The 25,498-nt window shown below is 68.3% G+C and carries 26 protein-coding genes; 12 read left to right on the plus strand and 14 right to left on the minus strand.

The features are described 5' to 3' along the window. Positions 1-58 precede the first annotated feature (58 nt). Positions 59-1,462 carry a YibE/F family protein gene (locus IE207_RS19610; protein WP_373304734.1) on the plus strand — a complete coding sequence of 468 codons (1,404 nt, stop codon included), beginning with the start codon at positions 59-61 and terminating at the stop codon, positions 1,460-1,462. A 34-nt stretch (positions 1,463-1,496) separates the two neighbouring features. On the opposite strand, the gene IE207_RS19615 is transcribed toward IE207_RS19610, so the two are convergent. From IE207_RS19615 to IE207_RS19630, 4 genes are all read right to left on the minus strand, one after another. After that, positions 1,497-1,946, minus strand: coding sequence for an SsgA family sporulation/cell division regulator (locus tag IE207_RS19615; RefSeq protein WP_190185547.1), 450 nt, complete (start codon positions 1,944-1,946; stop codon positions 1,497-1,499). A gap of 99 nt (positions 1,947-2,045) precedes the next feature. Beyond that, a complete protein-coding gene (locus IE207_RS19620) occupies positions 2,046-2,783 on the minus strand; it encodes an IclR family transcriptional regulator (protein ID WP_229873840.1) in 738 nt (245 codons plus the stop codon). 287 nt (positions 2,784-3,070) lie between these two features. Next, complete coding sequence (locus IE207_RS19625; RefSeq protein ID WP_373304735.1) at positions 3,071-3,298, minus strand: DUF5326 family protein; 228 nt, start codon at positions 3,296-3,298, stop codon at positions 3,071-3,073. 126 nt (positions 3,299-3,424) lie between these two features. Beyond that, the gene (locus IE207_RS19630; RefSeq protein WP_190185549.1) at positions 3,425-3,742 is read right to left on the minus strand and encodes a cupin domain-containing protein; all 318 of its coding nucleotides are present in this window, start codon (positions 3,740-3,742) and stop codon (positions 3,425-3,427) included. Positions 3,743-3,829: 87 nt separating this feature from the next. Between IE207_RS19630 and IE207_RS19635 the strand changes: the two genes are divergently transcribed. From IE207_RS19635 to IE207_RS19650, 4 genes are all read left to right on the plus strand, one after another. Beyond that, positions 3,830-4,213, plus strand: a complete 384-nt coding sequence (locus IE207_RS19635) for a phage holin family protein (protein WP_190185550.1) — start codon at positions 3,830-3,832, stop codon at positions 4,211-4,213. Positions 4,214-4,250: 37 nt separating this feature from the next. After that, positions 4,251-5,408, plus strand: a complete 1,158-nt coding sequence (locus tag IE207_RS19640; protein WP_190185551.1) for a cystathionine gamma-lyase — start codon at positions 4,251-4,253, stop codon at positions 5,406-5,408. Positions 5,409-5,584: 176 nt separating this feature from the next. Then, entirely contained in the window at positions 5,585-6,490 is a 906-nt protein-coding gene (locus IE207_RS19645) for a LysR family transcriptional regulator (RefSeq protein ID WP_190185552.1), read from the plus strand. Positions 6,491-6,576: 86 nt separating this feature from the next. Continuing rightward, positions 6,577-7,056: an NUDIX domain-containing protein gene (locus IE207_RS19650; RefSeq protein WP_190185553.1), complete on the plus strand. Its 480-nt coding sequence runs from the start codon at positions 6,577-6,579 to the stop codon at positions 7,054-7,056. A 31-nt stretch (positions 7,057-7,087) separates the two neighbouring features. On the opposite strand, the gene IE207_RS19655 is transcribed toward IE207_RS19650, so the two are convergent. Then, positions 7,088-8,212, minus strand: a complete 1,125-nt coding sequence (locus IE207_RS19655) for a globin domain-containing protein (protein WP_373304736.1) — start codon at positions 8,210-8,212, stop codon at positions 7,088-7,090. A gap of 202 nt (positions 8,213-8,414) precedes the next feature. Beyond that, a complete protein-coding gene (locus tag IE207_RS19660) occupies positions 8,415-9,065 on the minus strand; it encodes an HAD family hydrolase (RefSeq protein WP_190185555.1) in 651 nt (216 codons plus the stop codon). Between the two features lie 173 nt (positions 9,066-9,238). Between IE207_RS19660 and IE207_RS19665 the strand changes: the two genes are divergently transcribed. Genes IE207_RS19665 through IE207_RS19675 form a run of 3 tightly spaced genes read left to right on the plus strand, consistent with a single transcriptional unit; the run spans position 9,239 to position 11,848 of the window. After that, complete coding sequence (locus tag IE207_RS19665; protein WP_190185556.1) at positions 9,239-10,144, plus strand: GNAT family N-acetyltransferase; 906 nt, start codon at positions 9,239-9,241, stop codon at positions 10,142-10,144. A gap of 13 nt (positions 10,145-10,157) precedes the next feature. After that, entirely contained in the window at positions 10,158-10,619 is a 462-nt protein-coding gene (locus IE207_RS19670; RefSeq protein ID WP_190185557.1) for a GNAT family N-acetyltransferase, read from the plus strand. 53 nt (positions 10,620-10,672) lie between these two features. Further along, on the plus strand, positions 10,673-11,848 hold the full coding sequence (locus IE207_RS19675) for a winged helix DNA-binding domain-containing protein (RefSeq protein ID WP_190185558.1): 1,176 nt from the start codon (positions 10,673-10,675) through the stop codon (positions 11,846-11,848). Between the two features lie 55 nt (positions 11,849-11,903). Here the strand turns inward: IE207_RS19675 and IE207_RS19680 are convergent, their stop codons facing one another. Both IE207_RS19680 and dnaB read right to left on the minus strand, forming a co-directional pair. Beyond that, positions 11,904-13,289, minus strand: coding sequence for a serine hydrolase domain-containing protein (locus tag IE207_RS19680; RefSeq protein ID WP_190185559.1), 1,386 nt, complete (start codon positions 13,287-13,289; stop codon positions 11,904-11,906). Between the two features lie 9 nt (positions 13,290-13,298). Next, complete coding sequence (dnaB, locus tag IE207_RS19685) at positions 13,299-14,762, minus strand: replicative DNA helicase (RefSeq protein WP_190185689.1); 1,464 nt, start codon at positions 14,760-14,762, stop codon at positions 13,299-13,301. A gap of 452 nt (positions 14,763-15,214) precedes the next feature. Here dnaB and IE207_RS19690 point away from each other — a divergent pair, with 452 nt between their 5' ends. Further along, on the plus strand, positions 15,215-16,552 hold the full coding sequence (locus tag IE207_RS19690) for an MATE family efflux transporter (protein ID WP_190185560.1): 1,338 nt from the start codon (positions 15,215-15,217) through the stop codon (positions 16,550-16,552). 159 nt (positions 16,553-16,711) lie between these two features. Here IE207_RS19690 and rplI read toward each other — a convergent pair whose 3' ends face one another. The 4 genes from rplI to rpsF all read right to left on the minus strand — a co-directional run bounded on the left by rplI (position 16,712) and on the right by rpsF (position 18,420). Beyond that, positions 16,712-17,158 (minus strand): 50S ribosomal protein L9, encoded by a 447-nt coding sequence (rplI, locus tag IE207_RS19695; protein WP_136210369.1) that lies wholly within the window; start codon positions 17,156-17,158, stop codon positions 16,712-16,714. A gap of 18 nt (positions 17,159-17,176) precedes the next feature. After that, a complete protein-coding gene (rpsR, locus tag IE207_RS19700) occupies positions 17,177-17,413 on the minus strand; it encodes a 30S ribosomal protein S18 (RefSeq protein WP_005315025.1) in 237 nt (78 codons plus the stop codon). 43 nt (positions 17,414-17,456) lie between these two features. Continuing rightward, entirely contained in the window at positions 17,457-18,056 is a 600-nt protein-coding gene (locus tag IE207_RS19705) for a single-stranded DNA-binding protein (RefSeq protein ID WP_190185561.1), read from the minus strand. A 73-nt stretch (positions 18,057-18,129) separates the two neighbouring features. After that, positions 18,130-18,420, minus strand: a complete 291-nt coding sequence (rpsF, locus tag IE207_RS19710; RefSeq protein WP_004950685.1) for a 30S ribosomal protein S6 — start codon at positions 18,418-18,420, stop codon at positions 18,130-18,132. Positions 18,421-18,671: 251 nt separating this feature from the next. On the opposite strand from rpsF, the gene IE207_RS19715 reads away from it, so the two are divergent. The 3 genes from IE207_RS19715 (at position 18,672) to IE207_RS19725 (ending at position 21,336) form a co-directional block, all read left to right on the plus strand. Further along, complete coding sequence (locus IE207_RS19715) at positions 18,672-18,986, plus strand: hypothetical protein (protein ID WP_190185562.1); 315 nt, start codon at positions 18,672-18,674, stop codon at positions 18,984-18,986. Between the two features lie 129 nt (positions 18,987-19,115). Continuing rightward, the gene (locus IE207_RS19720) at positions 19,116-20,234 is read left to right on the plus strand and encodes a lipid II:glycine glycyltransferase FemX (RefSeq protein ID WP_190185563.1); all 1,119 of its coding nucleotides are present in this window, start codon (positions 19,116-19,118) and stop codon (positions 20,232-20,234) included. A gap of 70 nt (positions 20,235-20,304) precedes the next feature. Then, positions 20,305-21,336 (plus strand): alanine racemase, encoded by a 1,032-nt coding sequence (locus IE207_RS19725; protein WP_190185564.1) that lies wholly within the window; start codon positions 20,305-20,307, stop codon positions 21,334-21,336. Positions 21,337-21,342: 6 nt separating this feature from the next. Here the strand turns inward: IE207_RS19725 and IE207_RS19730 are convergent, their stop codons facing one another. Both IE207_RS19730 and IE207_RS19735 read right to left on the minus strand, forming a co-directional pair. After that, on the minus strand, positions 21,343-22,803 hold the full coding sequence (locus tag IE207_RS19730) for a glycosyltransferase family 87 protein (protein ID WP_190185565.1): 1,461 nt from the start codon (positions 22,801-22,803) through the stop codon (positions 21,343-21,345). A gap of 80 nt (positions 22,804-22,883) precedes the next feature. Next, entirely contained in the window at positions 22,884-25,481 is a 2,598-nt protein-coding gene (locus IE207_RS19735) for a transglycosylase domain-containing protein (protein WP_190185566.1), read from the minus strand. Positions 25,482-25,498 lie beyond the last annotated feature (17 nt).

Consider the following 25,498-nt stretch of genomic DNA (forward strand, 5'->3'; position numbering starts at 1 on the left):
AGCGTCATCTGTGGCGTGCTGAATAGTGGGCCCCCTCATCTCTTGCGATGATCGGCCGGTGACGTCCTTGCCACAGCCTCCCAACCACCTCACCGAGCCCGGTGGTCCCAGCGACCACGAGCACGCACCCCACGGGCATGGCCACGAGCCTTCCCACGGGTCCGCGCACGGGCACTCCCACAGCCATGGACACGGCCCGGCCGCGCCCGTCTCCCTCCACCTGCGCAAGGTCATCGCCGCCGTGCTGATCCCCTTCGCGGCCACCGTCTTCGTCGGGATGGTGGTGCTCTGGCCGGGCGGAGCCCCCGCGCACGAGCGGACCGGCGTCGGATTCGACCGGCAGACCCAGCAGGGCAAGGTCGTCGCGTTGGCGAGCGTCGACTGCAAGTCCGTCAATGCCGCTCAGGTCCCGGCCACCGGTGACACCTCGACCCCGTCGGGGCGCGAGGCAACGGCGGAGCAGACCGGTGCGTGCAAGAAGGCGACCGTCGAAGTCGGTACCGGCCCGGACAAGGGCCGCACCTTCGTCGAGATCGTGCAGCCGGGGGCCCCTCGGCAACTGGCGAACGGCCAGGAGGTGGTAGTGGCCTACGCGCCGGACGCCCCTCGGGACCTCCAGTACTCGGTCATCGACCTGAACCGGAAATTCCCGATGGCCCTGCTGGCGCTCATTTTCGCCGTCGCCGTCGTCGTGGTCGGGCGGATGCGCGGACTGTTCGCCCTGATCGCGCTGGCCGTCAGCTTCTGCGTGCTGACGCTCTTCATCCTCCCGGCGATCTTGCAAGGCTCCAACCCGCTGATCGTGGCGGTGGTCGGGGCCAGCGCCATCATGCTGATCGCGCTCTACATGTGTCATGGCCTGACCGCACGCACCTCGGTCGCCGTTCTCGGCACGCTGGTGTCGCTGCTGCTCATCGGTCTGCTGGGCTCACTCTTCATCGACTGGGCCTTCCTCAGCGGCAACACCGACGACAACACGGGACTGATCCACGGTCTCTATCCCGACATCGACATGAGCGGTTTGCTGCTCGCCGGCGTGATCATCGGATCTCTGGGCGTGCTGGACGACGTGACGGTCACCCAGACGTCCGCCGTCTGGGAGCTCCACCAAGCCGATCCCACGATGGGGTCCCGCGCCCTGTACCGGGCCGCCATCAGGATCGGACGCGACCACATCGCCTCGGTGGTCAACACCCTGGTGCTCGCCTATGCGGGCGCCGCACTTCCCCTGTTGCTGCTCTTCTCCATCGCGAACAGCAGCATGGGCTCGGTCGCCAACAGCGAGTTGGTCGCCGAGGAGATCGTCAGGACCCTGGTGGGCTCCATCGGGCTCGTGGCCTCCGTGCCGGTGACCACCGCCCTGGCCGCACTGGTGGTTTCCGCCGACCGTCCGGGGACCTCGGGCACCGCCCCGGCGGCCGGGCCGGTACGCGGTGGCCGGGGGCGCCGGCGCAAGCGCTGAGCCAGGGGTCGGGTGGGCCACGCAGTGGTCGCCCTCAGCCGGCGTTCTGCTCGTTGTGCCGGGCTTCGGCGAGGATCTTGTCGAGAGCCTCGTCGAGTGTCCCCTCGAAGTCGCCGAGGTTTCGTTCCTGACCGAGCGGAACCAGCCGGTCGGTGCGGTCGAGGAAAGCGACCAGCGGCGCCGCTCCCGCGCGGAACAAAGCCCGCTCACCGCCCACCTGTAGACGGATGTGGACGTCCGACAGTTCGTCGGGGTGGGACGGCGCGATGTGCACGTCCCCGTCGCCACAGGGCTTGTTGATGCCATCGAGGAGCAACTCCCGGCCGAACGCCCAGGTCACGGGTGCGTCTCCGGGAAGGTGGAAGGTCAGTCGCACTGCGTAGGGGTCGTGAGCGTCGTACCGGAGTTCCACCGGGATCCGGAAGGAGAGCTCCTCGGAGACGAGAAAGCTCATCATGACCTCTGCCTGTACCGACTCGCGCATTGACTACCCCGATGTTGTGGAAGTGGCCAGGAATGGTCCCCCCATGGGCCCTCTTGACAAGAGTGGTGTAAGCGCTAGCAGATCACAAGGAGTGAGATTTCAGATACTGATAGAGAAGGAGAGGGTGTTCAACAGCGCGCCTACTTCTCTACGCAGGCGGTCAACTGCATAGCGCAAACGGTCTTCTTGGTGCAAAGGGAACGAAATCGCCATGGTTGCAGCGGCATCTCCCGCCGTAATCGGGATGGCGGCGCACACTGTGCCCAATACATATTCCTGACGCTCCGTAACCGGCTCCATGCGCTGGAGGGAGGCCAGGCGTTGTTCCAGAGCGCGTTCGTCCCGCAGGGTGTATGGGGTGACCGCACCGACCGGATGCCGGTCGTAGTGGTCCCTGCGCGCCTTCTCGTCGAGTTGGCCGAGAAGGCACTGGCCGATGGCGTGTGCGTGGCCGGTCTCACGGAAATCGGCCCACTCCTCGCAGGCGGGGGCGGCTGGAGTGTCCGATACGCCCACCACCTCGATCTCACCCTCCCGGTAGACCGCGAAGTAGACGGGAGCCCCGACCACGTCGCGGAAGTGCGCGAGGGAGTCCACGATCATGCTGCGACGTTTCTGCTGCAATCCACCGCGCGCCAGGCGCCAAGCGGCGTCACCGAGCACGAAGACGCCGCCTTCGCGGCGCAGGTAGCCCTCATGGGTCAAGGTGCGCAGCAGGTGGTACGCGGTGGGAAGCGGAAGGCCGGCTTCACGTGCCAGTTGTTTCGCCGGAGCTCCGTCGCCGTGGGCACCCACTGCTTCGAGCAGTCTCAGCGCCCTCTGCACCGAACCGATCAGCGTCGGCACACCAGCGTTGTGGACTGCGGACAAAGCTCACCCCCAGGCGTGAAGGCGGGCTCCAGGGTGGCCCGCCCTGCGGGGGCCGCCCCCGCGTATGCCGTGGATCCTGGGGGTCGCGCTCGACAGCTGACGGAGATAACCGCAGGTCAGAACGGTGATACCGCTAGGGGTACCCAGGGACGGCCCAGACTGGCACTGTAGCCGTCGGTCCAGGTCCGATGAGAGGTTTCACCCCCCACGTTCCCTCACCTGGGTTAATCCCGGTACTGCCCGGTTGGCGTGTCCTACCACTCACCGGCGGAGGACTTCGATCCACCGCGGGTGAACTTCTTGACCACGAAGACCAGTCCGCCGACAAGGGCTGCGAAGAGCAGCAGCTTGAAGACGAAGGCGATCAGTGTCCCGAGGATGGTCGTGATGACTCCACCGAAGACGAACAGTGCCAGCAGCGGAACGGCGACCCACTTGACCCACCAGGGCATGCCCTCGAACATCGCTCGGATCCCGTCCATGTCCACAACCTTTTCCTCGTCGGTGACTTCCTGCTTTCGATGCTAGGAGGCCACGGTCTCGTCCGGGTGCCCCCGAGCCCTCGGAACCCCCTGATCCGACCCTTAGGGGGATCAGGGGCCCGACCCTCAGCCCTCCGGCGGGGAGAACACCACCATCACTTTCAGCGGCTCGGTGATGTGGTGGAACCTGTGCGGCACTCCGGCCGGGACGTAGACGACGCTCCCGTTGGCCACCGTCGTCGTTTCCTCCCCGACCGTGATCGAGGCCCTGCCGCTCACGACGAAGTACACCTCGTCCTGGTGATGCGGCTGCTGGGGGTCGCTCTGTCCGGCGTCGAGCGCGTACAGCCCGACCGACATGTTGCGCTCTCTCAGGAACTGCAGGTACGCGCCGTCATTCGCAGCCCGTTCCGCTTCGAGCTCATCCAGCCGGAAGGCTTTCATGCTTGTCCTACCCCTTGTTCCGCAGTGCCGTGGAATCCGCTGATCTGACGATGTCCCACCAGGGTCTTCTCTGCAACGATCGGACCCATGACGAACTTCGTAGTCAAGACGCTCGCCAACGCGGCGGCCCTGGCCGTGGCCATCTGGCTGGTCGCCGGCATCACGCTCGACGAAGGCGGGGACAGCACCGGCAACCGGGTCCTCACCCTGGTCCTGGTGGCTCTGGTCTTCGGCCTGGTCAACTTCATCGTCAAGCCCGTGGTGAAGCTGCTCTCGCTGCCGCTCTTCATACTCACGCTCGGCCTGTTCACCCTCGTGGTGAACGCCCTGATGCTGTTGCTGACCTCCTGGCTCGCCAAGCAGTTCGACCTCAGCTTCCATGTCGAAGGGTTCTGGACCGCGATCACCGGCGGCCTGATCATCTCCGTCGTCTCCTGGGCCGTGAACCTCGCCCTGCCCGACAAGAGCTGACCGGCTACGTACCGCGTGTGTTGAAGGAGCCCACCCCATGAACGATCATCGCGCCGCATCGGCGGACCGGTACGGCGATGGGACCCGGGCCGTCCGCGCCGGGCTGCCCGACCCCGTGAAGAACGAGCCGCCGTTGCCGGGGCCCGTCTTCGCCGCCCACTTCCACCTCCCCGGCGACGTCGAGGGACCGTACGCGTACGCCCGGGACAGCAACCCGACCTGGACCCTGCTGGAACGGGCCATCAGCGAGCTGGAGGCCCCGGGGCAGGACGGCGTGGAAACCGTCGTCTTCGCTTCCGGCATGGCCGCCATCTCAGCGGTCCTCCTGTCGCAGACCCGATCGGGCGACACCGTCACCCTGCCCTCCGACGGCTACCAGGCACTGCCGCTGCTCCAGGAGCAGCTCACGGCGTACGGAATCCACGTCCGCACGGCCCCGACCGGTGGTGATGCCCAGCTCTCGGAACTCGACGGAGCCCGGCTGCTCTGGATCGAGACGCCGTCCAACCCCGGCCTCGACGTGTGCGACGTACGACGCCTGGTCGCCGCCGCGCACGCCGGCTCCACCCTGGTCGCGGTCGACAACACACTCGCCACCCCGCTCGGACAGCGGCCGCTGGAACTCGGCGCGGACTTCTCCGTCGCCAGCGGCACCAAGGGACTCACCGGCCACGGTGACCTCCTGATCGGCTACGTCACCTGCCGCGACCCTCAGTTGGCCGCAGCGGTCCGCCGCTGGCGCAAGATCGTCGGAGCCATCCCGGGACCGATGGAAGCCTGGCTGGCCCACCGCTCGCTGGCCACGATCCAGCTCCGGGCACAGCGCCAATGGGCCAACGCACTGGCACTCGCCGAAGCGCTTCGCGAGCGCGCCGATGTGACCGGGCTGCGCTATCCCGGACTGTCATCGGACCCCTCGCACAAGACGGCCACCCTGCAGATGAGCGGCTTCGGGTCGGTGCTCTCGTTCACCCTTTCCGACCGTGCGCACGCGGAACGCTTCATGAGCGCCCTGCGCCTGGTGGAGGACGCCACGAGTTTCGGTGGAGTGCGGTCCACCGCCGAGCGGCGCGGACGGTGGGGCGGCGACGCCGTGCCGGAAGGCTTCATCCGCTTCTCGGCCGGAGCCGAGGACACCGACGACCTGATCGCAGACGTACTGCGGGCCCTTGATTCGGCGGACCGGCACGGCTGAGTGGACGAGCAGGAGTGGTCCGAGCCTCCCCCCTCTTGGCTCGGACCACCCCTTGGTTCCCTCGGTGAAGAACCACATTGACAAGGCTAGTTGACTCAGCGTCAGAGTCCAATCACGGTAGCGACAGGGGCCTATCGGCATATTTATAGTTGAAGGCCCCAACGAGAGGGGCCGCCATGGACCTGGCCCTGCTGCGTACCTTCGTCGCGGTGCACCGGGCCGGCTCGTTCACCCGGGCCGCCGCACTCCTCGGGCTGTCCCAGCCCGCCGTCACCTCGCAGATCCGCACCCTCGAACGGCAACTGGGCCGACCGCTCTTCCACCGCCGGGCCCGAGGGGTCACGCCCACCGCCATCGGTGACGAGCTCGCTCACAAAGCCGCCCCGCACCTCGACGCGCTGCTGCGCATTGCCGAGACGGAGCGCGAGGCCGCCGGCGCCTTACGCACGCTGCACATCGCCGGGCCCCCCGAGTTCGTGTGCCAGCGCGTGCTTCCCGCCCTCGCCCCTCTGGTCGGTCAAGGCCAGACCCTGCGCACCGCGCTCAAGGCCGACGCCGAGGAGGCCCTCGACGGGCTGTCCGCCGGGCAGCACGACCTCGTGGTCACCACCGCACGGCCACGTGGGGGGCCGGTCACCGCCACCGCCCTGTGCGACGAGGAACAGGTCCTCGTCGCCGCGCCCTACTGGGCCGCACTCGTCGACCCGGACCTGCTGCGCGACAAGGACGCCGGCAGCCCGGCCGCCCTCGAAGGGATCCCGGTCGTGGAGGTCCACGAGAGCCTCCCCCTCATCACGCGCTACTGGGCCGCCGTCTTCGACGCGCTTCCGGAAGCCGCCGCCACCGTCGTCGTGCCCGACCTCAGGGCCGTACGGGAGTGCGTCCGGGCCGGGGCGGGGCTCGCCGTTCTGCCCCGCTATCTCTGCCAGGACGCCCTCGACCGCGGCCAGATCGTCTCTCTGCTGGAGCCCGCGGTACCGCCCCTGCGCACCTGGTTCGTCGTCGTGCGGACCGGCAGTCTGGCACTTGCCCATCTCGCCCGAGCCCATGACCGGCTGCTGCGCGCCGCCGTGGACTGGTGATCCGCCGCCGCGGACTACAGATCGCCGAAACCGCGCGTTTCACCGCCAGGCGTTTCAGAAGCGGAAGAGTGGGCCACTCTTCTCCCATGACCGAACGTCCCGTGGTCAAACGCACCGCCCGCGCGATCCTGCTCGACGGTGACGACCTGATCCTCATCAAGCGCACCAAGCCCGGCGTCGACCCGTACTGGCTCACTCCCGGCGGGGGAGTGGAGCCCACGGACGCGACCGTTGTCGACGCCCTGCACCGGGAAGTACACGAAGAACTCGGCGCCAAGATCATCGATGTGGTGCCCTGCTTCGTGGACACCGTCGAGCACATCGCCGACGGCGGAGTGACCGGCGTCAAAGTGCAGCACTTCTTCGTCTGCCGTCTGGAATCCATGGACCCCGCCCAACGGCACGGCCCGGAGATCGACGAGCCCGAGGGCGAGTACGAGATCGTCCGCGTGCCGTTCAGCCGGGTCGGCATCGCGGCGGTCCACCTCGTCCCGCTGTCCCTGCGCCACTACCTCGACGGCAACATCGAAGGTGTACGGGCGATGCACGCCCCAGACCTGGGGTGATCGACCGAGGAACCGGTCGACGGGGGCCGGGTCAGCCGGCGGCGCCCACCAGCTCCTCGACCGAGTCGTAGCGGATCCTTTCCCACGGAATCCCGATCCGCTTGAGGGCGTCCACACCGCTGCGGATCATGGCCGGTGGTCCCGAGATGAAGGCGTCGTACGAGCTCCAGGGCCCGTTCTCACCGACGGCCTGGGGCAGCTGCCCCGCAAGCCCTTCTCCGACGACCGGACGCACCGAAAGCCAGGGATGCGAGCGCTGGAGCCCGAGCAGGGTGTCCTTGTCGTAGAGGTCGGTGTCGCTGCGCGCCCCGAAGAAGACCTCCATCCGGCGCCGTTCACCGTGCTCTGCCACATCCTCGATCAAAGCCTTGATCGGAGCGATGCCCGTTCCGCCGCCGAGACAGAGCATCCCGTTGTCCGTGCTGTGGTCCACCACCATCGATCCGGCCGGCGGCCCCAGGCGTAGGACATCGCCCGGCCGGGCGTGACGTACCAGGGCGTTCGAGACCCAACCCGCCGGAACGGCCTTGACGTGGAAGGACAGCAATCCGTCGGCGCGCGGGGCGGAGGCAAAGGAGTAATGCCGCCAGACCCTCGGCCACCACGGGGTCTCCAAGCTGGTGTACTGGCCCGCCAGGAAGGCGTACGGACGGTCAGGGCGCACCGTCAGCACCGCGATGTCCGGCGTCCGCAGATCGTGGGCGACCACTTCCGCATGCCACCAGGCCGGCGCCCTGAACTCGTCCTCGGCCGCCGCGTCGATCATGATCTGGGAAATCGCGGTGTACGCCCTTACCCATGCGGCCTCGGTTTCGGGCCCCCAGGTCAGCTGCGCGTACCGGGACAGCGCCCCCATCAGTGCCTCGCCCACCATGGGGTAGTGGCCGGCCATGGTGCCGTACTTGCGGTGTCCGGTGCCGAGTCGGCGTAGATAAGGGGTGAGTACCTCGGGATCGTCGATGTGTTCGGCGGCCGTGAGGAGTGCCTTCAACAGCCGGTCGCGCTGGGCGTCCATGGCCACGGGGAACATGTCCCGCACCTCGGGGTGCCGTGTGAACATCAGGGCATAGAAGTACGAAGTGACCTTGTCGGCGATGGGAGCGATCTCCGCGAGCGTTTTGCGGATGATTACGGCATCGGGGGAGGGCTCGGTCACCCCGGCGCCGGACGGTATCCGGTCCGTCCCCCGTCTTGCCGGTCTGGTGGGCGGAGCGTCCATGCGGTGCCTCGCTTAGAGCATGTCGGTCGGTCTGCACACACCACGGTCGAATCCGTGGTTCCGGGCTTTACAGCGTGCCAGCGGACCGTGTGCCCCGCGGGTGAATGAGGAAACTTGGCGCTTGTATCCCCCTGTCCCCCTAAGATGCGGCGACTTCGTGACGTGTCGTCCCCACGAGCTGGTATGCCTCACGGAGGTCGCGTCCTTGGTAGGTGTAGGTAGCCCGCTCCGCGAGGTACGGCTGCGCATTGACCGCTACCGATACCGGCACCGCCTCGAAGAGCACTGAATCGGTCAGGGAGTCGCCGTACGCGACGCAGTCGTTCCGGCTGACTCCGAACCGGGCGCACAACCGGTCTGCGACGTCGACCTTCCCCTCGGGGGTGAGGATCCCGGTGACGTCCATGGGCCCGGCGAAGGGGACTGCGGGGTACACCGAGCCGTGCGCGGCATCCGCTCCCCACTCCAGGAGCAATTCGACGAAGAACGAGGGAGACAGTGAGATCACCGCGCAGAGGTCACCACGTTCCCTGATCTCCCGCCATACCTCTCGGATCCCCTCAAGCCACGGGGCACCGTCGAACGCCGCCCTGACGTGGGCAGCCGTAAGGTCGGACCACAAGGCGTGGGCCGCCAGGGAGAACTCGTGCGGACCGATCTCCCGTGCGGCGAAGGCCCTTTCGAGCTCGGCGATTTCCAGGGTGACGCCAATCTGCCGGGAGATCTCGACGGGTGCCGCCGATCCGTACATCAGGGTGCCGTCGAGATCGAAGAGGTGCAGACGCGTCATAGTCGTCGAGGCTAGCCTCCACGTTTCACGTGAAACAGCCTGTTTCACGTGAAACACAGGCGGGCTTCACGCTACACGTTGCCGGAGCGGGCGACATCGCGGGATGTTTCACGTGAAACGTCCTGCGTGCAGAGCACCTTGGTCTGCCAAATCCTCTGGACGGCCTCCGTGTCATGATCCAGGCTGAGTCGGTGACACCACCAGAGCTCACCGACCTCCCGATCCGCTCACTGGCCCTGAACGATCTCCGCCACTGCGCCGACCTCTCCGAGGACCGTGGCTGGCCCCGCGAGGACCACAAATGGGGATTCCTCCTTGCGGCCGGGGACGGCTATGGCATCGACGCTCCCGACGGCACAGGACTCGCCGCGGTGTGCGTCGTCACCCGGTACGGCCGGCCACATGCCGATCCGGAGCTTGCGGCGATCGGCATGGTTCTCGTCGCCGACCGGTACGCCCGACAAGGCCTGGGGCGCCGCCTCATGACGTACATCTGCGACGACGTCCTCAAGGGCGTCCCGCTCACTCTCCACGCCACACCCTACGGACGCCCGCTCTACGAGGAACTCGGCTTCGATGTCATCGGCAGCGCGGAGATGCTGCAGGGACACTTCCAACCGGACCCCGCACCGTCCGGATCCGGAGCCGACATCGTCAGACCGGCCACCGCCGAAGACCTCGCCCGAATCGTCCACTTGGACACGGAGGTGTCCGGTACCGATCGCACCCACCTGCTGACGCGACTGCCGGCTTTCTCAGACAGGCTGTTCGTCGCCGAGGACGCCTCCGGTGACCTGATCGGCTACGCCGCCATCTGGCCCAACATGGAGACCCATGTGATCGGGCCGCTGGTCGCCCAAGAAGCGGCCACCGCCCGAGCGCTGGTCACCGCACTGGCGGCTACCACCGAGCGACCGTTGCGTACCGATGTCGACACACGCCACGAAGGGCTCATCGAGTGGCTCAAGGCCCGCGGTCTCGGCTCTCTGGCCGTCAATGCCGTGATGACCCGGGACATCGCTCCTCTCCCGGGCGACTGGACGCGGCGCTGGGCTCCGATCACCGTCGCCGCCAGCTGAGGAAGGAACCACCATGGCCGACGACACCGAGTTGACCATCCGCCCCGCCACCGAGGCCGATCTGCCCGAGATCGTCTCCATGCTCGCCGACGACCCGCTCGGGGCGGCCCGCGAATCCCCGGACGACCTCGCTCCCTACGTCGAGGCCCTCAAGAGACTGACGGACGATCCCCACCAGCACGTGATGGTCGCCGTCCGAGGTGAGCGGGTCGTAGGTACCCTCCAACTCACCATCGTCCCCGGGCTCTCCCGAAGGGGTGCCACCCGCTCCATCATCGAGGGGGTTCGCGTTCACGCCGATGAACGGGGCACCGGTCTGGGCACACGCTTCATCGAATGGGCGATCGAGCGGTCCCGCCAGGAGAACTGTGCGCTGGTCCAGCTCACCTCGGACGTCACACGGACCGACGCGCACCGCTTCTATGCACGGCTCGGCTTCACCGCCTCCCACGTCGGATTCAAACTCGCGCTCTGAGGGCCGCTCGGACGGCCGGGCCGCTGTCCGTGGCCCGGCCTACGATCAGGAGGGTGAATGCCGCCCTCCCCCTCATCACACAGGCCGAGCGCCGTCACCGGCTGGGCCGCCGCCACTGCCTGGCTCCTTCGGCGCGCGCGGCCACCGTCGTCCAGGCGGCGGACGCCGTCGTCGCCCTGCACGCCACCGACGCCGCGACCGTATTCCTTTCCGCCCGTGCACGGCTCACCGCGAGCAACCCCGCCGCGATCGAGCAGGCCCTCTACGCAGACGTGAGCCTGGTCCGGTTGCTGAGCATGCGCAATACGCTGTTCGCCGTCTCCACGGAACTCGCGCCCCACGTCGACTCGTCCACGGCCCGGGCCATCGCGGTCAAGGAGCGCCGGAGCCTGCTCAAGCACCTCGAAGAAGACGGCCAGGGCCTCGACGCCGCCTGGCTGGCCGAGGCGGAGCGGGCCACCCTCGACGCGCTCGACACCCGAGGTGCTTCGACCGGCAGCCAGCTGTCCGCCGCCGTACCAGCGCTGCGTCGGAAGATCACCGTCGGCCGGGGCAAGAAGTACGAGGCGGAGACCGGTGTCGCAACCCGCGTCATCCGTCTCCTGGCGGCCGACGGGCGGATCCGGCGCGACCGTCCCCGCGGGGCCTGGACCTCCAGCCAGTACCGCTGGGTCCACACCGAGCCCTGGCCGGCCGTTCCCGTTGCCGAGGCCCGCGCCGAGATCGCCGGCCGCTGGCTGCACGCGTACGGTCCGGCCACCGAGGCCGACTTCAAGTGGTGGACCGGCTGGACCCTGACCGACGCGCGGAAGGCACTCGCCGCCATCGGCGCGGAACCAGTGCGCCTGGACGACGGCACCACTGCACTCGTCAGCCCCGGCGACACCCTCCCCGAGCCCGCCCCGGAGCCTTGGGCCGCCCTGCTTCCGGCGCTGGACCCCAGCGGTATGGGCTGGGCCGACCGCGGCTTCCACCTGGATCCCGCCTTCCGAGCCTCCCTGTTCGACTACGCCGGCAACATCGGGCCGACCGTGTGGTGGAACGGCGAGATCATCGGCGGCTGGGCTCAGCGCGGTGACGGCCGGATCGTCTGGCGGTTGTTGGGAAACCCGGGCCACGCCGCTGAGCGGGCCGTGGCCACCGAAGCCGGCCGCCTCGCCGAATGGATCGGGGACGCCCGGATCACTCCCCGCTTCCGCACTCCGCTGGAGCGCGAGCTGGTCTCCTGACGAGTCGGTCTCCTGAGCAACGGCCGCCCGGACCACTGCTCGCGCTCCGGGCCGCCTAGCCGATGCCGCGCCAGCCCTGGGGGTCCACGCCACCCGGAACCGGGGCCCCGGCGTCGTACGGTTCCCGGGTGAACACGAACGAACCAAGATCGAGGTGGCTCACGGAACCGTCCGCCCGCCGTACCGCGCGCAGTGTCTCACCCGCGTAATAGCCGTTCAGTCCCGTCCAGCTGCCGTCCTGCTCGGCGTGGAACCTGGCCGTGCGACCGGCGGGTCCCATCGGGCCCAGCTCCAGCAGCCCGTCCGCCGTCAGCCGCACGACCTGGGCCGCGGTGCCCCAGTACCAGGGGCCGCACAGCTCGAGCGCCACGGGATCCGACCCGAGGAAGGGTCGCCATGGTTCGGGGATACGGGGCTCGGCCTCCGCAACGATCCCCACCAGGTCCACGGCAACGGTGGTGGCGGGCAGTCCGGAGGTGCAGTTCGCCAGCACCACCGCGGCCACGTCGTCCGACTCACTCAGCCACAGCCCGGCGACGAACCCGGGCAGCGATCCCCCGTGTCCGGCGAGAGAGCGCCCACCGTGGTCCAGTACTTGCAGCCCGAGGCCGTAGCCGTTCGCGGTGGCACCCGACTCTGGAGCGACGGCCGGTGTACGCATTTCCCGGAGTGATTCCGCGCTCAGCACTCGGGCGTCACCCCGCACGAGGAATGCCGCGAACCGGGCGAGATCGGTGGTGGTGGACCACAGTTGACCGGCCGACGCCATGATCCCGAGGTCCTCGACCGGCTCGGGCATCATCACGTCCGCCCACGGGTGCACGGCCCAGCCGCCGGCGTGCGGTGTCTGCGGGCCGACCGTCGTACGGTCCAGTCCCAGGGGCTCCAGCAACTCCGCTCGGAGCACCTCCTCCCAGGGCTTTCCGCGCAGGGCCTCGACGAGCGAACCGAGCAGGGTGTAGCCCGGGTTGGAGTAGTGGTGGCGCAAGCCCGGCTCGAAAAGGAACGGCGCGTCTCCCAGCACGGCCCCCAGCGTCGGCCGCAGGCCGGCCGGCGACCGCTCCCACCACTCGCCCGGCGTCTCGGCCGCCAGGCCGCCCGTGTGGGCCAGCAACTGGCGGACGGTCACCTCCCCGGCCCCCGTACCCGGCAGGTGCTTCTCCAGCCGGTCACCGAGTTCCAGCAGCCCCTCGTCCCGCAGGCGCATCACCAGTACGGCGGTGAACGTCTTGGTGATCGACCCGATCCGGTACTGCACGTTCCCGTCCGGGCCGTGTCCTTCGACGGAGGTCCGGGACCCTTCCCAGACCACCTCCCCGCCGCGCACCACGGCCGCGACGACGGACGGCGCACGTCCCTCGCTTTGTGCCAGCGCGATCCGGTGCCTCAGCGCGCGACGGGTGGCGGGAAGCAGTTGGTGGTCATCAGATACAGCAGACATGATCGGATGCTACGTGTTGGCCATGTCCACGAACCTCGAATAGTGGCCCTGGAAGGCCACGGTGATCGTCGCCGTCGGACCGTTACGGTGCTTGGCCACGATCAGGTCGGCCTCACCCGCGCGGGGCGACTCCTTCTCGTACGCGTCCTCACGGTGCAGCAGGATCACCATGTCCGCGTCCTGCTCGATCGATCCGGACTCACGCAGGTCGGAGACCATGGGCTTCTTGTCCGTGCGCTGCTCGGGTCCACGGTTCAGCTGGGACAGGGCGATGACCGGGACCTCCAGCTCCTTCGCCAGCAGCTTGAGGTTTCGCGACATGTCCGAGACCTCCTGCTGGCGGCTTTCGGGACGGCGCGAGCCGCCGGACTGCATCAGCTGGAGGTAGTCGATGACGACGAGCGAGAGGTCGTTGCGCTGCTTGAGCCGACGGCACTTCGCGCGGATCTCCATCATCGACAGGTTGGGTGAGTCGTCGATGTACAAGGGTGCGGCGGAGACGTCGGGCATCCGACGGGCCAGCCGGGTCCAGTCGTCGTCCGTCATGGTGCCGGAGCGCATGTGGTGCAGCGCGACCCTGGCTTCCGCCGAGAGGAGGCGCATCGCGATCTCGTTGCGCCCCATTTCCAGGGAGAAGATGACGCTGGGCAGGTTGCTCTTGATGGAGCAGGCGCGGGCGAAGTCCAGGGCGAGCGTCGACTTGCCCATCGCGGGGCGCGCCGCGATGACGATCATCTGACCGGGGTGCAAACCATTGGTCAGGGAGTCGAGGTCGGTGAAACCGGTGGGAACCCCGGACATCTGGCCGCTGCGCGAGCCGATCGCCTCGATCTCGTCGAGGGCGCCTTCCATGATGTCGCCCAGTGGCAGGTAGTCCTCCGACGTCCGCTGCTCGGTGACCGCGTAGATCTCGGCTTGGGCGCTGTTGACGATCTCGTCGACGTCGCCGTCCGCTGCGTACCCCATCTGCGTGATCTTGGTGCCGGCGGCGACCAGGCGACGCAGCACGGCTCTCTCGTGGACGATCTCCGCGTAGTACTCGGCATTTGCCGCCGTCGGTACGGACTGCACCAGGGTGTGCAGGTAAGCGGCGCCGCCCACCTTGCTGATCTCGCCGCGCCGGGTCAGCTCCGCGCCGACGGTGATCGGGTCGGCGGGCTCTCCCTTGGCGTACAGGTCGAGGATGGCCTGGTAGATCGTCTCGTGTGACGGCCGGTAGAAGTCGTGCCCCTTGAGCACCTCGACCACGTCGGCGATGGCGTCTTTGGACAGCAGCATGCCGCCGAGGACCGACTGCTCGGCATCGAGGTCCTGGGGCGGGACCCGTTCGAAGCCGCCGCCCCCACCGTCCCAGGAGCCGCTCTCGCGCCCGCGGTCCGACTGGTCGTCTCCGCGGCCGCGGCCGTCACCGTTGCGGCGGGAGCGGGCGGGCAGACGGTCACCCGGACCGCTGTCGGCCCAGGGGTCGTCCATGGGCTCGGGCATACTCACCGGGCCGCCTCCTCCCGTCCGCAACGCGGACCTCGCCGTGCCACTCTTTCTAGGGCACGGCTCTGACATTCGGGGACCCCGGATCGGCTGTGGGCGCATCGGGGCAACGCACAACGGTAGGGCCGCGGACGACGTCAGCCAATCTTGTTATCCACAGGCTGTGTGGATGAGATGTGGACGACGGCACCAATGCTGTGGGTAAGTCGGCCGAAGCTGTGCACGGACCGGGGGACGACGCTGTGGACAAAATCACCTGACCGCTCCCAGTGGTCAGCTGACCTGCACTTTCTTCTTCCTCAGGCTGTGGGGGAGAAAATTCTTGGCCACTGTCTCAAGATCGCCTCCAAAGGGGTGCGCAGAACTTCCAAGTCAGTGGCTCAGTAAGGGTCCTAGATCGGTTGTATCTATTACCTGTGGAAGATTAGATTGGGCGTATGAAACAGGCCTCCACAGCACCGGAAGCGGACCCGAGACGGCATGACCGCGAGATCCTCGCGCTTGCCCTCCCGGCCTTCGGCGCGCTCGTCGCCGAGCCGCTCTTCGTGATGGCCGACAGCGCCATCGTCGGACACCTCGGTACCCCACAGCTGGCCGGCCTGGGCGTCGCAGCCGCCCTGCTCACCACCGCGGTGAGCGTCTTCGTCTTCCTGGCGTACGCCACCACCGCAGCCGTCGCCCGACGGGTCGGCGCAGGTGACCTCCAAGCCGCCATCCGGCAGGGCATGGACGGAATCTGGCTGGCCCTACTGCTCGGTGCCGCCGTCATAGCCGTCGTCCTGCCCGCTGCGCCATGGCTGATCTCCCTCTTCGGGGCTTCCGACACGGTCACCCCGTACGCGGTCACCTACCTGCGGATCTCCGCGCTGGGCATCCCGGCCATGCTCATGGTGCTGGCGGCGACCGGCGTGATCCGCGGTCTCCAGGACACGCGCACGCCGCTCTATGTCGCCATCGGCGGGTTCACTCTCAACGGGGTCCTGAACCTGGCGCTCGTCTACGGTGCCGGCCTCGGCATCGCCGGGTCCGCGTGGGGCACTGTCATTGCCCAGTGCGCCATGGCCGCCGTCTACCTCGTCATGGTCATCCGCGGCGCCCGTCGGCACGGCGCCACGCTGCGGCCGGACGCGGCAGGCATCCGCGCCTGCGCACGGGCGGGCGCGCCGCTGCTGGTCCGCACCCTGTCCCTGCGCGCCATTCTGATGATCGCGACTGCCGTGGCCACCCGATTGGGCGACGCGGACATCGCCGCCCACCAGATCTTGCTCTCGCTGTGGACACTGCTGGCCTTCGCGCTGGATGCGCTCGCGATCGCCGGCCAAGCCATCATCGGCCGCTATCTGGGTGCCGGGGACATCGAAGGAGCCAAGGCCCTGTGTCGGCGAATGGTGCGGTGGGGGATCATCGGCGGCCTCGTACTGGGTCTGCTCGTCATTCTGGCGCGGCCCGTCTTCGTGCCGCTCTTCACGAGTGATCCTCTCGTAAAGGACACCCTGCTCCCCTCTCTGCTGGTACTCGCCGTCTCCCAGCCGGTCTGCGGCATCGTTTTCGTTCTCGACGGAGTCCTGATGGGCGCGGGCGACGGCCGCTACCTCGCCGGTGCGATGCTACTGACCCTGGCCGTCTTCACTCCGGCCGCGCTGATTCTGCCGGGCCTCGGAGGCGGCCTCACCGCCCTCTGGTGGGCCATGACGTTGATGATGGTGGTCCGTATGGCGACTCTCCAGCTGCGCGCCCGCTCGGGCCGGTGGCTGGTGGCCGGCGCCACCCGCTGACACCGGACAGGCGTGGTTTCACGTGAAACACCGCTCGCTCGATCACCCTCGGCTTCACGCTCGGTTTCACGTGAAACAGCGTGTTTCACGTGAAACGAAGAGCCCGGGAAACGACGAAGGGCCGCACCCCACTGGGGTGCGGCCCTTCGTGCGCAGCACTTAGGCGGCGACGACCTCGACGCCCACGTTCGCGAGGACCTCGGCGTGCAGACGCACGGAGACCTGGTACGAACCGAGGGTCTTGATCGGCGAGCCGAGCTCAACGCGGCGCTTGTCGACCTTCGGGCCACCCGAAGCCTCGATCGCCGAAGCGATGTCGGACTGCGTGACGGAACCGAAGAGACGGCCGGCGTCACCCGAGCGGGTGGCCAGGCGCACCTTGACGCCCTCGAGCTTGGCCTTGATCTCGTTGGCCTGCTCGATGGTCGCGATCTCGTGGATCTTGCGGGCGCGGCGGATCTGCGCCACGTCCTGCTCGCCACCCTTGGTCCAGCGGATCGCGAAGCGACGCGGGATCAGGTAATTGCGGGCGTACCCGTCCTTGACGTCGACGACGTCGCCAGCGGCACCGAGGCCATTGACCTCGTGGGTCAGGATGATCTTCATTAGTCGGTCACCCTTTCCTTATCGCGCGGTGGACGTGTAGGGCAGCAGCGCCATCTCACGGCTGTTCTTCACGGCCGTGGCGACGTCACGCTGGTGCTGCGTGCAGTTGCCGGTAACGCGGCGGGCACGGATCTTGCCGCGGTCGGAAATGAACTTCCGCAGCATGTTCGTGTCCTTGTAGTCCACGTAAGCGGTCTTGTCCTTGCAGAACGCGCAGACCTTCTTCTTAGGCTTGCGCACAGGCGGCTTCGCCATTGTGTCTCTCCTGTGTGATCAAGAAGTGGGGATGCGAGCTGCCCTAGAAGGGCGGCTCGTCCGAGTAGCCACCGCCGGAGCCGCCGGAGCCGCCGGAGCTTCCGCCCCAGCCGCCCCCGCCGCCGCCCTGCTGCTGGCCGCCGGCCGGCGCGCTGGACGCCCACGGGTCGTCGGAGGGAGCTCCGCCGCCCTGAGGCGCGCCGCCACTGGGGGCTCCGCCCCAGTTGCCGCCGCCGGCCTGCGGCTGACCGCCGCCGTACCCACCCTGGCCACCGCGACCCGTGGTCTTGGCGACCTTGGCCGTGGCGTTCTTCAAGCTGGGGCCGACTTCCTCGACGTCCAGCTCGTAGACCGTGCGCTTGACACCCTCACGGTCCTCGTACGACCGCTGCCTCAGCCGGCCCTGCACGATGACGCGCATGCCTCGCTGGAGGGACTCGGCGACGTTCTCCGCCGCCTGCCGCCATACCGAGCAGGTCAGGAACAGGCTCTCGCCGTCCTTCCACTCATTGGTCTGACGGTCGAAGGTGCGGGGGGTGGACGCGACACGGAACTTCGCGACCGCCGCACCCGAGGGGGTGAAGCGCAGCTCGGGGTCGTCGACGAGATTGCCGACGACCGTGATGACGGTCTCGCCTGCCATGGATGAACCTCTCGGCGGGGATTTGCTGCTGGGCTGCTGTGCTACTCGGTCCCGATTACCGCTGAACCGAAGTTCAGTGGGTCTCGGGGCGGAGGACCTTGGTCCGGAGAACCGACTCGTTCAGGTTCATCTGTCGGTCAAGCTCCTTGACGACCGCAGGCTCGGCCTGGAGGTCGATGACCGAGTAGATGCCCTCGGGCTTCTTCTTGATCTCGTAAGCGAGACGACGACGGCCCCAGGTGTCGACCTTCTCGACCTTTCCGTTGCCCTCACGGACGACGGAGAGGAAGTTCTCGATCAGCGGGGAGACAGCGCGCTCCTCGAGATCGGGGTCGAGGATGACCATCACTTCGTAGTGACGCATGTGGAACCCACCTCCTTTGGACTCAGCGGCCACGGTCGTTCCGTGGCAGGAGGGTCGTGATGCGTGCGCACGGCGTCCACAGAGCAGACACCGCGCAGACCGTACAGACTACCTGCTCGACTCCTTCCGGTTGAAATCCGGCAGGAGTGGGCCACACTCTGTATCCATCGGGTGTGCACGGTGCTATGCCCCCGGCTCCTCCGGAGGCGGCCCCGTTGCACCGCTCTGCGGCAGCCAGGAGGTGCCTTCCGATGGCACAGGCAATGCGACCTCAGTCCTCCATCTCGCTCTTCGCGACCGACGGCAAGCCCCACCCGCTACAGGACACCCTGATGGCGGTCACCGTGATCCTCGGCGTCGTGGCGTTCGTCACGGGCTTCTTCCACAACCTGCACCTGCTCAGCTCCTGGACCGGGCTGATCGGGATCGTGACCGGCGCCTACGGCCAGTTCATCTCGGAGACGACACGCGAGCGCTTCGCGCTGATCATCGGGCTTGGCGCCTCAGCCGTGGGCTTCTTCCTCGGCATGGCGCACGGCGGCCTCTTCGGCGGCTGGCTGGGCTGACCGGGGTACCTCCGCGACGGGGCGCCGCCCGGCACCGGGCGGGCCCCGACCCGTCCCCCAGTTGGGCGGCGCCCCCGTCGCAGTAGGCTTCGCGCCATAGCCAGCGAAGCCGCCGGAGGAGCACCCCGCATGAGCCTGTCCCTGAGGACCATCAGCCGAGAGCAGCATCTGGGTTACCTCCAGAGCCTGCCCTCGGCCAGCCACTGCCAGGTCCCGGCATGGGCCGACGTCAAGAACGAATGGCGTTCGGAGAACCTCGGCTGGTTCGACGCGTCCGGCGAACTCGTCGGTGCCGCCCTCGTGTTGTACCGCCAGCTGCCCAAGGTGAAGCGGTACCTCGCCTACCTTCCCGAGGGCCCGGTCATCAACTGGTTCGCCCCGAACCTGGAGGAGTGGCTCCAGCCGATGCTGGCCCACCTCAAGCAGCAGGGCGCCTTCACGGTGAAGATGGGTCCGCCCGTCGTCATCCGCCGCTGGAACGCGGCCGCCATCAAGGCCGGCATCCAGGACCCGGACGTCAAGCGCCTGCGGGACGTGGAGGCATCGGTCATCGAACCCCGCGCCTTCGAGGTGTCCGACAAGCTGCGCCGGATGGGATGGCAGCAGGCCGAGGACGGCGGCGCCGGTTTCGGAGACGTCCAGCCCCGCTACGTCTTCCAGGTGCCGCTGGCCAACCGCTCGCTGGACGATGTCCTCAAGGGCTTCAACCAGCTGTGGCGCCGCAACATCAAGAAGGCCGAGAAGGCCGGTGTCGAGGTCGTCCAGGGCGGTTACGACGACCTGCCGACGTGGCAGCACCTGTACGAGATCACCGCGGAGCGCGACAAGTTCCGCCCGCGCCCGCTCAGTTACTTCCAGCGCCAGTGGACGGCCCTCAACTCCGAGGACCCGAACCGCATGCGGCTGTACATCGCCACGCACGAGGGCGAGCCGCTGGCCGCCGCGACGATGCTCACGGTCGGCCAGCACGTCTGGTACTCCTACGGCGCCTCCGCCAACCACAAGCGCGAGGTCCGTCCCTCGAACGCGATGCAGTGGCGCATGCTCCGCGATTCGTACGCGCTCGGCGCGAGCGTCTACGACCTGCGCGGAATCAGTGACACCCTGGACGAAAACGATCACCTGTTCGGTCTGATCCAGTTCAAGGTCGGCACCGGCGGCGAGGCGGTCGAGTACGTGGGCGAGTGGGACTTCCCGCTGAACAAGGTGCTGCACAAGGCGCTCGACATCTACATGTCGCGCCGCTGACGGCACCCGCCCCATCCACAAACACAGCACCGCCGCACCCAGCGGCTTATCGGAGAGGTTCCGGACGGGCATGGCGCTCACGCTCTACGTCGACACCGCGCGCTGGCGTGCGCACCAGAAGCAGATCGCGGACCAGTTCCCCGGGTTGATCCCGGTCTGCAAGGGCAACGGCTACGGCTTCGGCCACGAGCGGCTGTGCGAGGAGGCGACCCGGATGGGCGCCGACATCCTGGCCGTCGGCACGACGTACGAGGCCGCGAGCATCAAGGACTGGTTCGGCGGTGATCTGCTCGTCCTCACCCCGTTCCGGCGGGGCGAGGAGCCTGTTCCGCTGCCGGACCGCGTGATCAGGTCCGTGTCCTCGGTGGACGGGGTCCGGGGCCTGGTAGGCGCCCGCGTCGTCATCGAGTGCATGAGCTCGATGCGCCGCCACGGCGTTTCGGAGCAGGACCTGGGCCAGCTCGCGTCGGCGATCGAGGACGTGCGGCTGGAGGGCTTCGCCCTCCACCTGCCGCTCGACCGCCCGGACGGTTCCGACGCCGTCGAGGAGGTCATCGGCTGGATGGACCGGCTGCGCGCGGCGCGGCTGCCGCTGCACACCATGTTCGTCAGCCACTTGCGGGCCGAAGAGCTGGCCCGGCTCCAGCAGCAGTTCCCGCAGACCCGTTTCAGGGCCCGCATCGGTACCCGGCTGTGGCTGGGCGACCATGAGGCGACCCAGTACCGCGGCGCCGTCCTGGACGTCACGCGCGTGGCCAAGGGCGATCGGTTCGGCTACCGCCAGCAGAAGGCCGCCTCCGACGGCTGGCTCGTCGTGGTCGCCGGTGGCACCTCGCACGGCGTGGGCCTGGAAGCTCCGAAGGCCCTGCACGGGGTGATGCCGCGGGCCAAGGGCGTCGCACGGGCCGGCCTGGCGACCGTCAACCGGAACCTGTCGCCCTTCGTGTGGGCGGGCAAGCAGCGCTGGTTCGCGGAGCCCCCGCACATGCAGGTGTCGATCCTGTTCGTTCCCTCCGACGCCACCGAGCCGAAGGTCGGCGACGAGCTGGTGGCGCACCTGCGCCACACCACGACGCAGTTCGACCGGGTGGTCGACGCCTGAGCCCGCTCAGTGCCGGGGGCCGGTGCCCCACTCCACCCGTTGTGCCTCCGGGGGCGTCGCGTCATGCGGCGCCCTCGCGGCGTTGGACAGCGTGAAGACGTCACGTGCCCCGTCCAGGACCCCGCCGGACGGGTCGTCCGAACCGTCGCGCCGTACGACGTCACGCTCGGGCAGGAGGATGTCCCGTACGACCACCGCGCACAGGTAGAGGGTCGCCAGCAGGTGGAGGGCGATCGCGAGCTGGTACCCCTCGACCGGCAGTCCCTGGTGCTTGTCCCCGCTGGTCGTGTAGGCCAGGTAGAACCAGATCCCGAGGAAGTACAGGACCTCACCGGCCTGCCAGATCAAGAAGTCACGCCAGCGCGGCCTGGCGAGTGCGGCGAGGGGGATGAGCCACAGCACGTACTGCGGCGAGTACACCTTGTTGGCCAGGATGAAGGCCGCGACGACCAGGAAGGCCAGCTGCGCGAAGCGCGGCCGACGGGGTGCCTTGAGGGTGAGCAGCGCGATGCCGGCGCACAGCAGCAGGGTGAGGACGGTGGCGTAGGTGTTAGCGCCCGTCAGCGGGTTCCCCGAGCGCTGGGAGATCAACAGCCACACCGAGCCGAAGTCGATGGGCCGCTCCTGGCTGAAGGTGTAGAACTTCTTCCAGCCGTCCCAGGCGAACAGCATGACGGGCAGGTTCACCACGAGCCACGCGCCGGCGGCGCCCACCGCGGCGCCGCCGAACGCCCGCCACTTCCCGGCCCTCAGGCAGAGGACGAAGAGCACCCCGAGCAGCAGTACGGGGTAGAGCTTGGCCGCGGTGGCCAGCCCGACGAAGACACCGAACACAACGGTACGGCCGCGGGACCACATCAGCATCGCGACGGCGGTCAGGGCGAGGGCCAGCAGATCCCAGTTGATCGTCGCGGTGAGCGCGAAGGCGGGGGCCAGGGCCAGCAGCAGCGCGTCCCAGGGCCGGCGGCGGTGGGTGCGGGCGACACAGACGGCGATGACCGCGGCGCAGACCATCAGCATCCCCGCGTTGACCATCCAGTACATCTGCTCGCGGTGCTGCATCGAGCCGCTGCCGGGGGTCATCCAGGAGGCGATCTGCATGAAGAGCCCGGTGAGTACCGGGTACTCCAGGTACTCCATGTCGCCCGGCAGCCGGTCCCAGTAGGGAGTGAGGCCGTCGGCGAAGCCCCGCACCACGTACAGGTGCGGGATGTCGGAGTAGCAGGCGTGGGTGTACTGGGAGCCGGCTCCCCGGAACCACGCCCAGTCGTAGCAGGGCACCTTCTGGACCATGCCGAGCGCGAACATGCCGAGCGCGACGAGGACCACCACTCGGACCGGGGTCAGCCAGTGGCCGCCCAGCCGGGCATGACGGCCGAACGGGCCGCCGATGAGTTCACTGCCGGCGGCGGCGACCTCGTCCTGCTGGGTCGGCAGAACGGGCCGGTCCTCGTGCACCTTCGTCATGGGCACATCCTGCCGTACCGGGCCGGGCACGCACGAGGGCCGCCGCACGGGGTGCGACGGCCCTCGTCGAGCGGGGGGGATCAGCCCCCGGTGCCGAGACTGGTGCCCCAGCTGGTACCGCCCGGGCGGCCCGGTTTGCCGCTTGCGGGCGGCGAAGGCGCCCCGGTGGTGCCGCCGTCCGGTCCGCCGTTGGCACCGCTGCTGGTACCGGTACTGGTGCCGGTGTCGGTGCCACCACTGCTGTCCGGGGGACACAGCTTCCAGGGCGGGCAGCTCGGCTTGCCGCCCTTCGAGGGGGACGGGGAGCCCGACGGCGACGGGCTCGCCGGCGGCGTGGACTGGGACGCCGAGGGAGAGGGCGTGGGCGCTGCCGGGGTGGGGGTGGGGGCGCCGGGGGCGTCCGCGACCACGCCGATGTCCTGGGCCTCCGGGAAGTCCTTGACGGGCTTGCCCTTGAGCGCTTCCTTCATGTACTCGGTCCAGATGGTGGCGGGGATGTCACCACCGTGGATCGAGTCGATGTTGCCCACGTGGTTCATGGACAGGAGCCCTTGGTCCGGCTTGCTCGGGTCGCTGCGGAACAGGGTGACCGCGGTGGAGAGCTGCGGGGTGTAGCCGACGAACCAGGCCGACTTGTTCTTGTCGGTCGTACCGGTCTTGCCGGCCACGGGGCGCCCCAGCTTCTGCGCCTTGATGCCGGTTCCTTCGGGGCTCTCGACGACGTTCTTGAGCACCTTGGTGATGTTGTCCGCGACGGAGTTGTCCATGGCGCGCTGTGCCTTCGGGGCTTCGAAGCCCGGCAGGGGCGTGCCGTTCTTCTCGACGCTGGTGACCGAGTAGGGCTCGTGGTGGGTGCCCGAGGCGGCGAAGGTGGCGTAGGAGTCCGCCATCCGGATGGCGCTGGGGGTCGAGGTACCGAGGGCGAAGGAGGCGTTGTCGTTCGGGTCCATCGAATCCTTGAGGATGCCGGTGGACGCGGCCACGTCCCGGACCTTGCTGTGACCGACGTCGAAGACGAGCTGGGCGAAAGGCACGTTGATGGACTTCTCCATCGCCTCGTTCAGCGTGACGTAGCCGTACGCCTTTTCACTCTCGTTCTTCTGCCGGAACGGCGTGCCGTCCTTGCCGAGCAGCGGCTTGCCGTCCCGGTCGTTGATCACCGTCTTGTCGTTGGCGTTGTACTTGCTGTCGGCCGAGATGCCCTCGCCCTTGGACTTCTTGGTGCCGTACTCCATCGCGGCCGCCAGGACGTACGGCTTCCATGTCGAGCCGACCGGGACGCCGCTGGTGTTGGCGTTGTTGTTGAAGTACTTCTTGTCCATGCCCGGGCCGCCGTACAGGGCCACGATCGCACCGGTGTTCACATCCACCGAAGCGGCGCCGAACTGGACGAAAGTGTCGTACTCGGGGCGTTCCTTCTCGTTGATGAAACCGTTGCGGGTGTCCTCGACGGCCTTGACCAAGGCGTCCACCTTCGGCTTCTCGAAGGTGGTGTGGATCTGGTAGCCGCCGCGGGCCAGGTCGTCCGCGCTGATGTGCAGGGTCTTCGTGACGTACTGCTTGGCGGTCTCGACCAGGTAGCCGGTCTGTCCCGACAGGCTGCGTACCTGCTCGGCTTCGATGCGCTCGGGGAACTGGGTGTACTTGGCCCGCTCGGTCGGGTCCATGCGGCCCACGGCGACCTCGCGGTCCAGCACCCAGGCCCAGCGCTTCTTGGCCCGCTCCTCGTTCAGCCGCGGGGTGGCCGCCGAGCCGATGCCGCCGTCCGGGTTGTAGAGGTTGGGCCCCTTGAGCATCGAGGCCAGGAACGCGCTCTCCGAGGGGTCCAGCTTCTCGCTGTCCTTGCCGAAGTACGCGCGTGCGGCGGCCTGGATGCCGTAGGCGTCACGGCCGTAGTACGCGGTGTTGAGGTAGCCCGCCAGGACCTTGTCCTTCTCCTCCGAGACACCGAGCTTTATCGCGATGAAGAGCTCGGTCACCTTCCGCTTCAGCGTCTGGTTGGAGTCGAGGTAGGTGTTCTTCACGTACTGCTGGGTGATGGTCGACCCGCCCTGGGTGGAACCGCCCTTGGCCATGTTCACCACGGCGCGGGCGATGCCCATCGGGTCGACGCCCTTGTCCGTCTCGAAGCTCTCGTTCTCCGCCGCGATCACGGCGTTGCGCATCGAGAGGGGAATCTTGTCGATGGGCACGATCTGGCGGTTCATCGAACCGCCGGTCGCGACCATCTGGCTACCGTCCTGCCAGTAGAAGACGTTGTTCTGCGCCTTCGCCGCCTTGTTCGCGTCCGGGGTGTTCACCATGGCGATACCGATGCCGGCACCGGCGATGATCACCGCGAAGAACCCGAGGACGGTACCGCTCACCAGCTTCCAGGACGGCATGAAACGCAGCCAGCCGTCCTTGTCCGAGCGCGGGTAGTTGACGAGCCGCTTGTCCGGCCGGCCCTTGCCTCCCGCCCGCCCGCGGCCCGCGGGCCCTCGCTGGACGGCTCTGCGTGTCTCGGCCCGGCTGCTTTGGGAGGACTGAGGCCCTCCGTGCGGGCCGCTGCGTGAGTCCATGGGGACGTCACGCCCGGCCGCGGCGCCACGGCCCGGGCGCTGCGGGGCAGCCCGGCGGGACGCGGCACGCCCGCCGCCTTGGGGCTGCTGCGGCGGTTTGCGGCGGTGCTCGCTCATCGAACGACTACTCCTCG

The organism is Streptomyces cirratus, from assembly GCF_014650775.1.
Lineage (GTDB): Bacteria > Actinomycetota > Actinomycetes > Streptomycetales > Streptomycetaceae > Streptomyces > Streptomyces cirratus.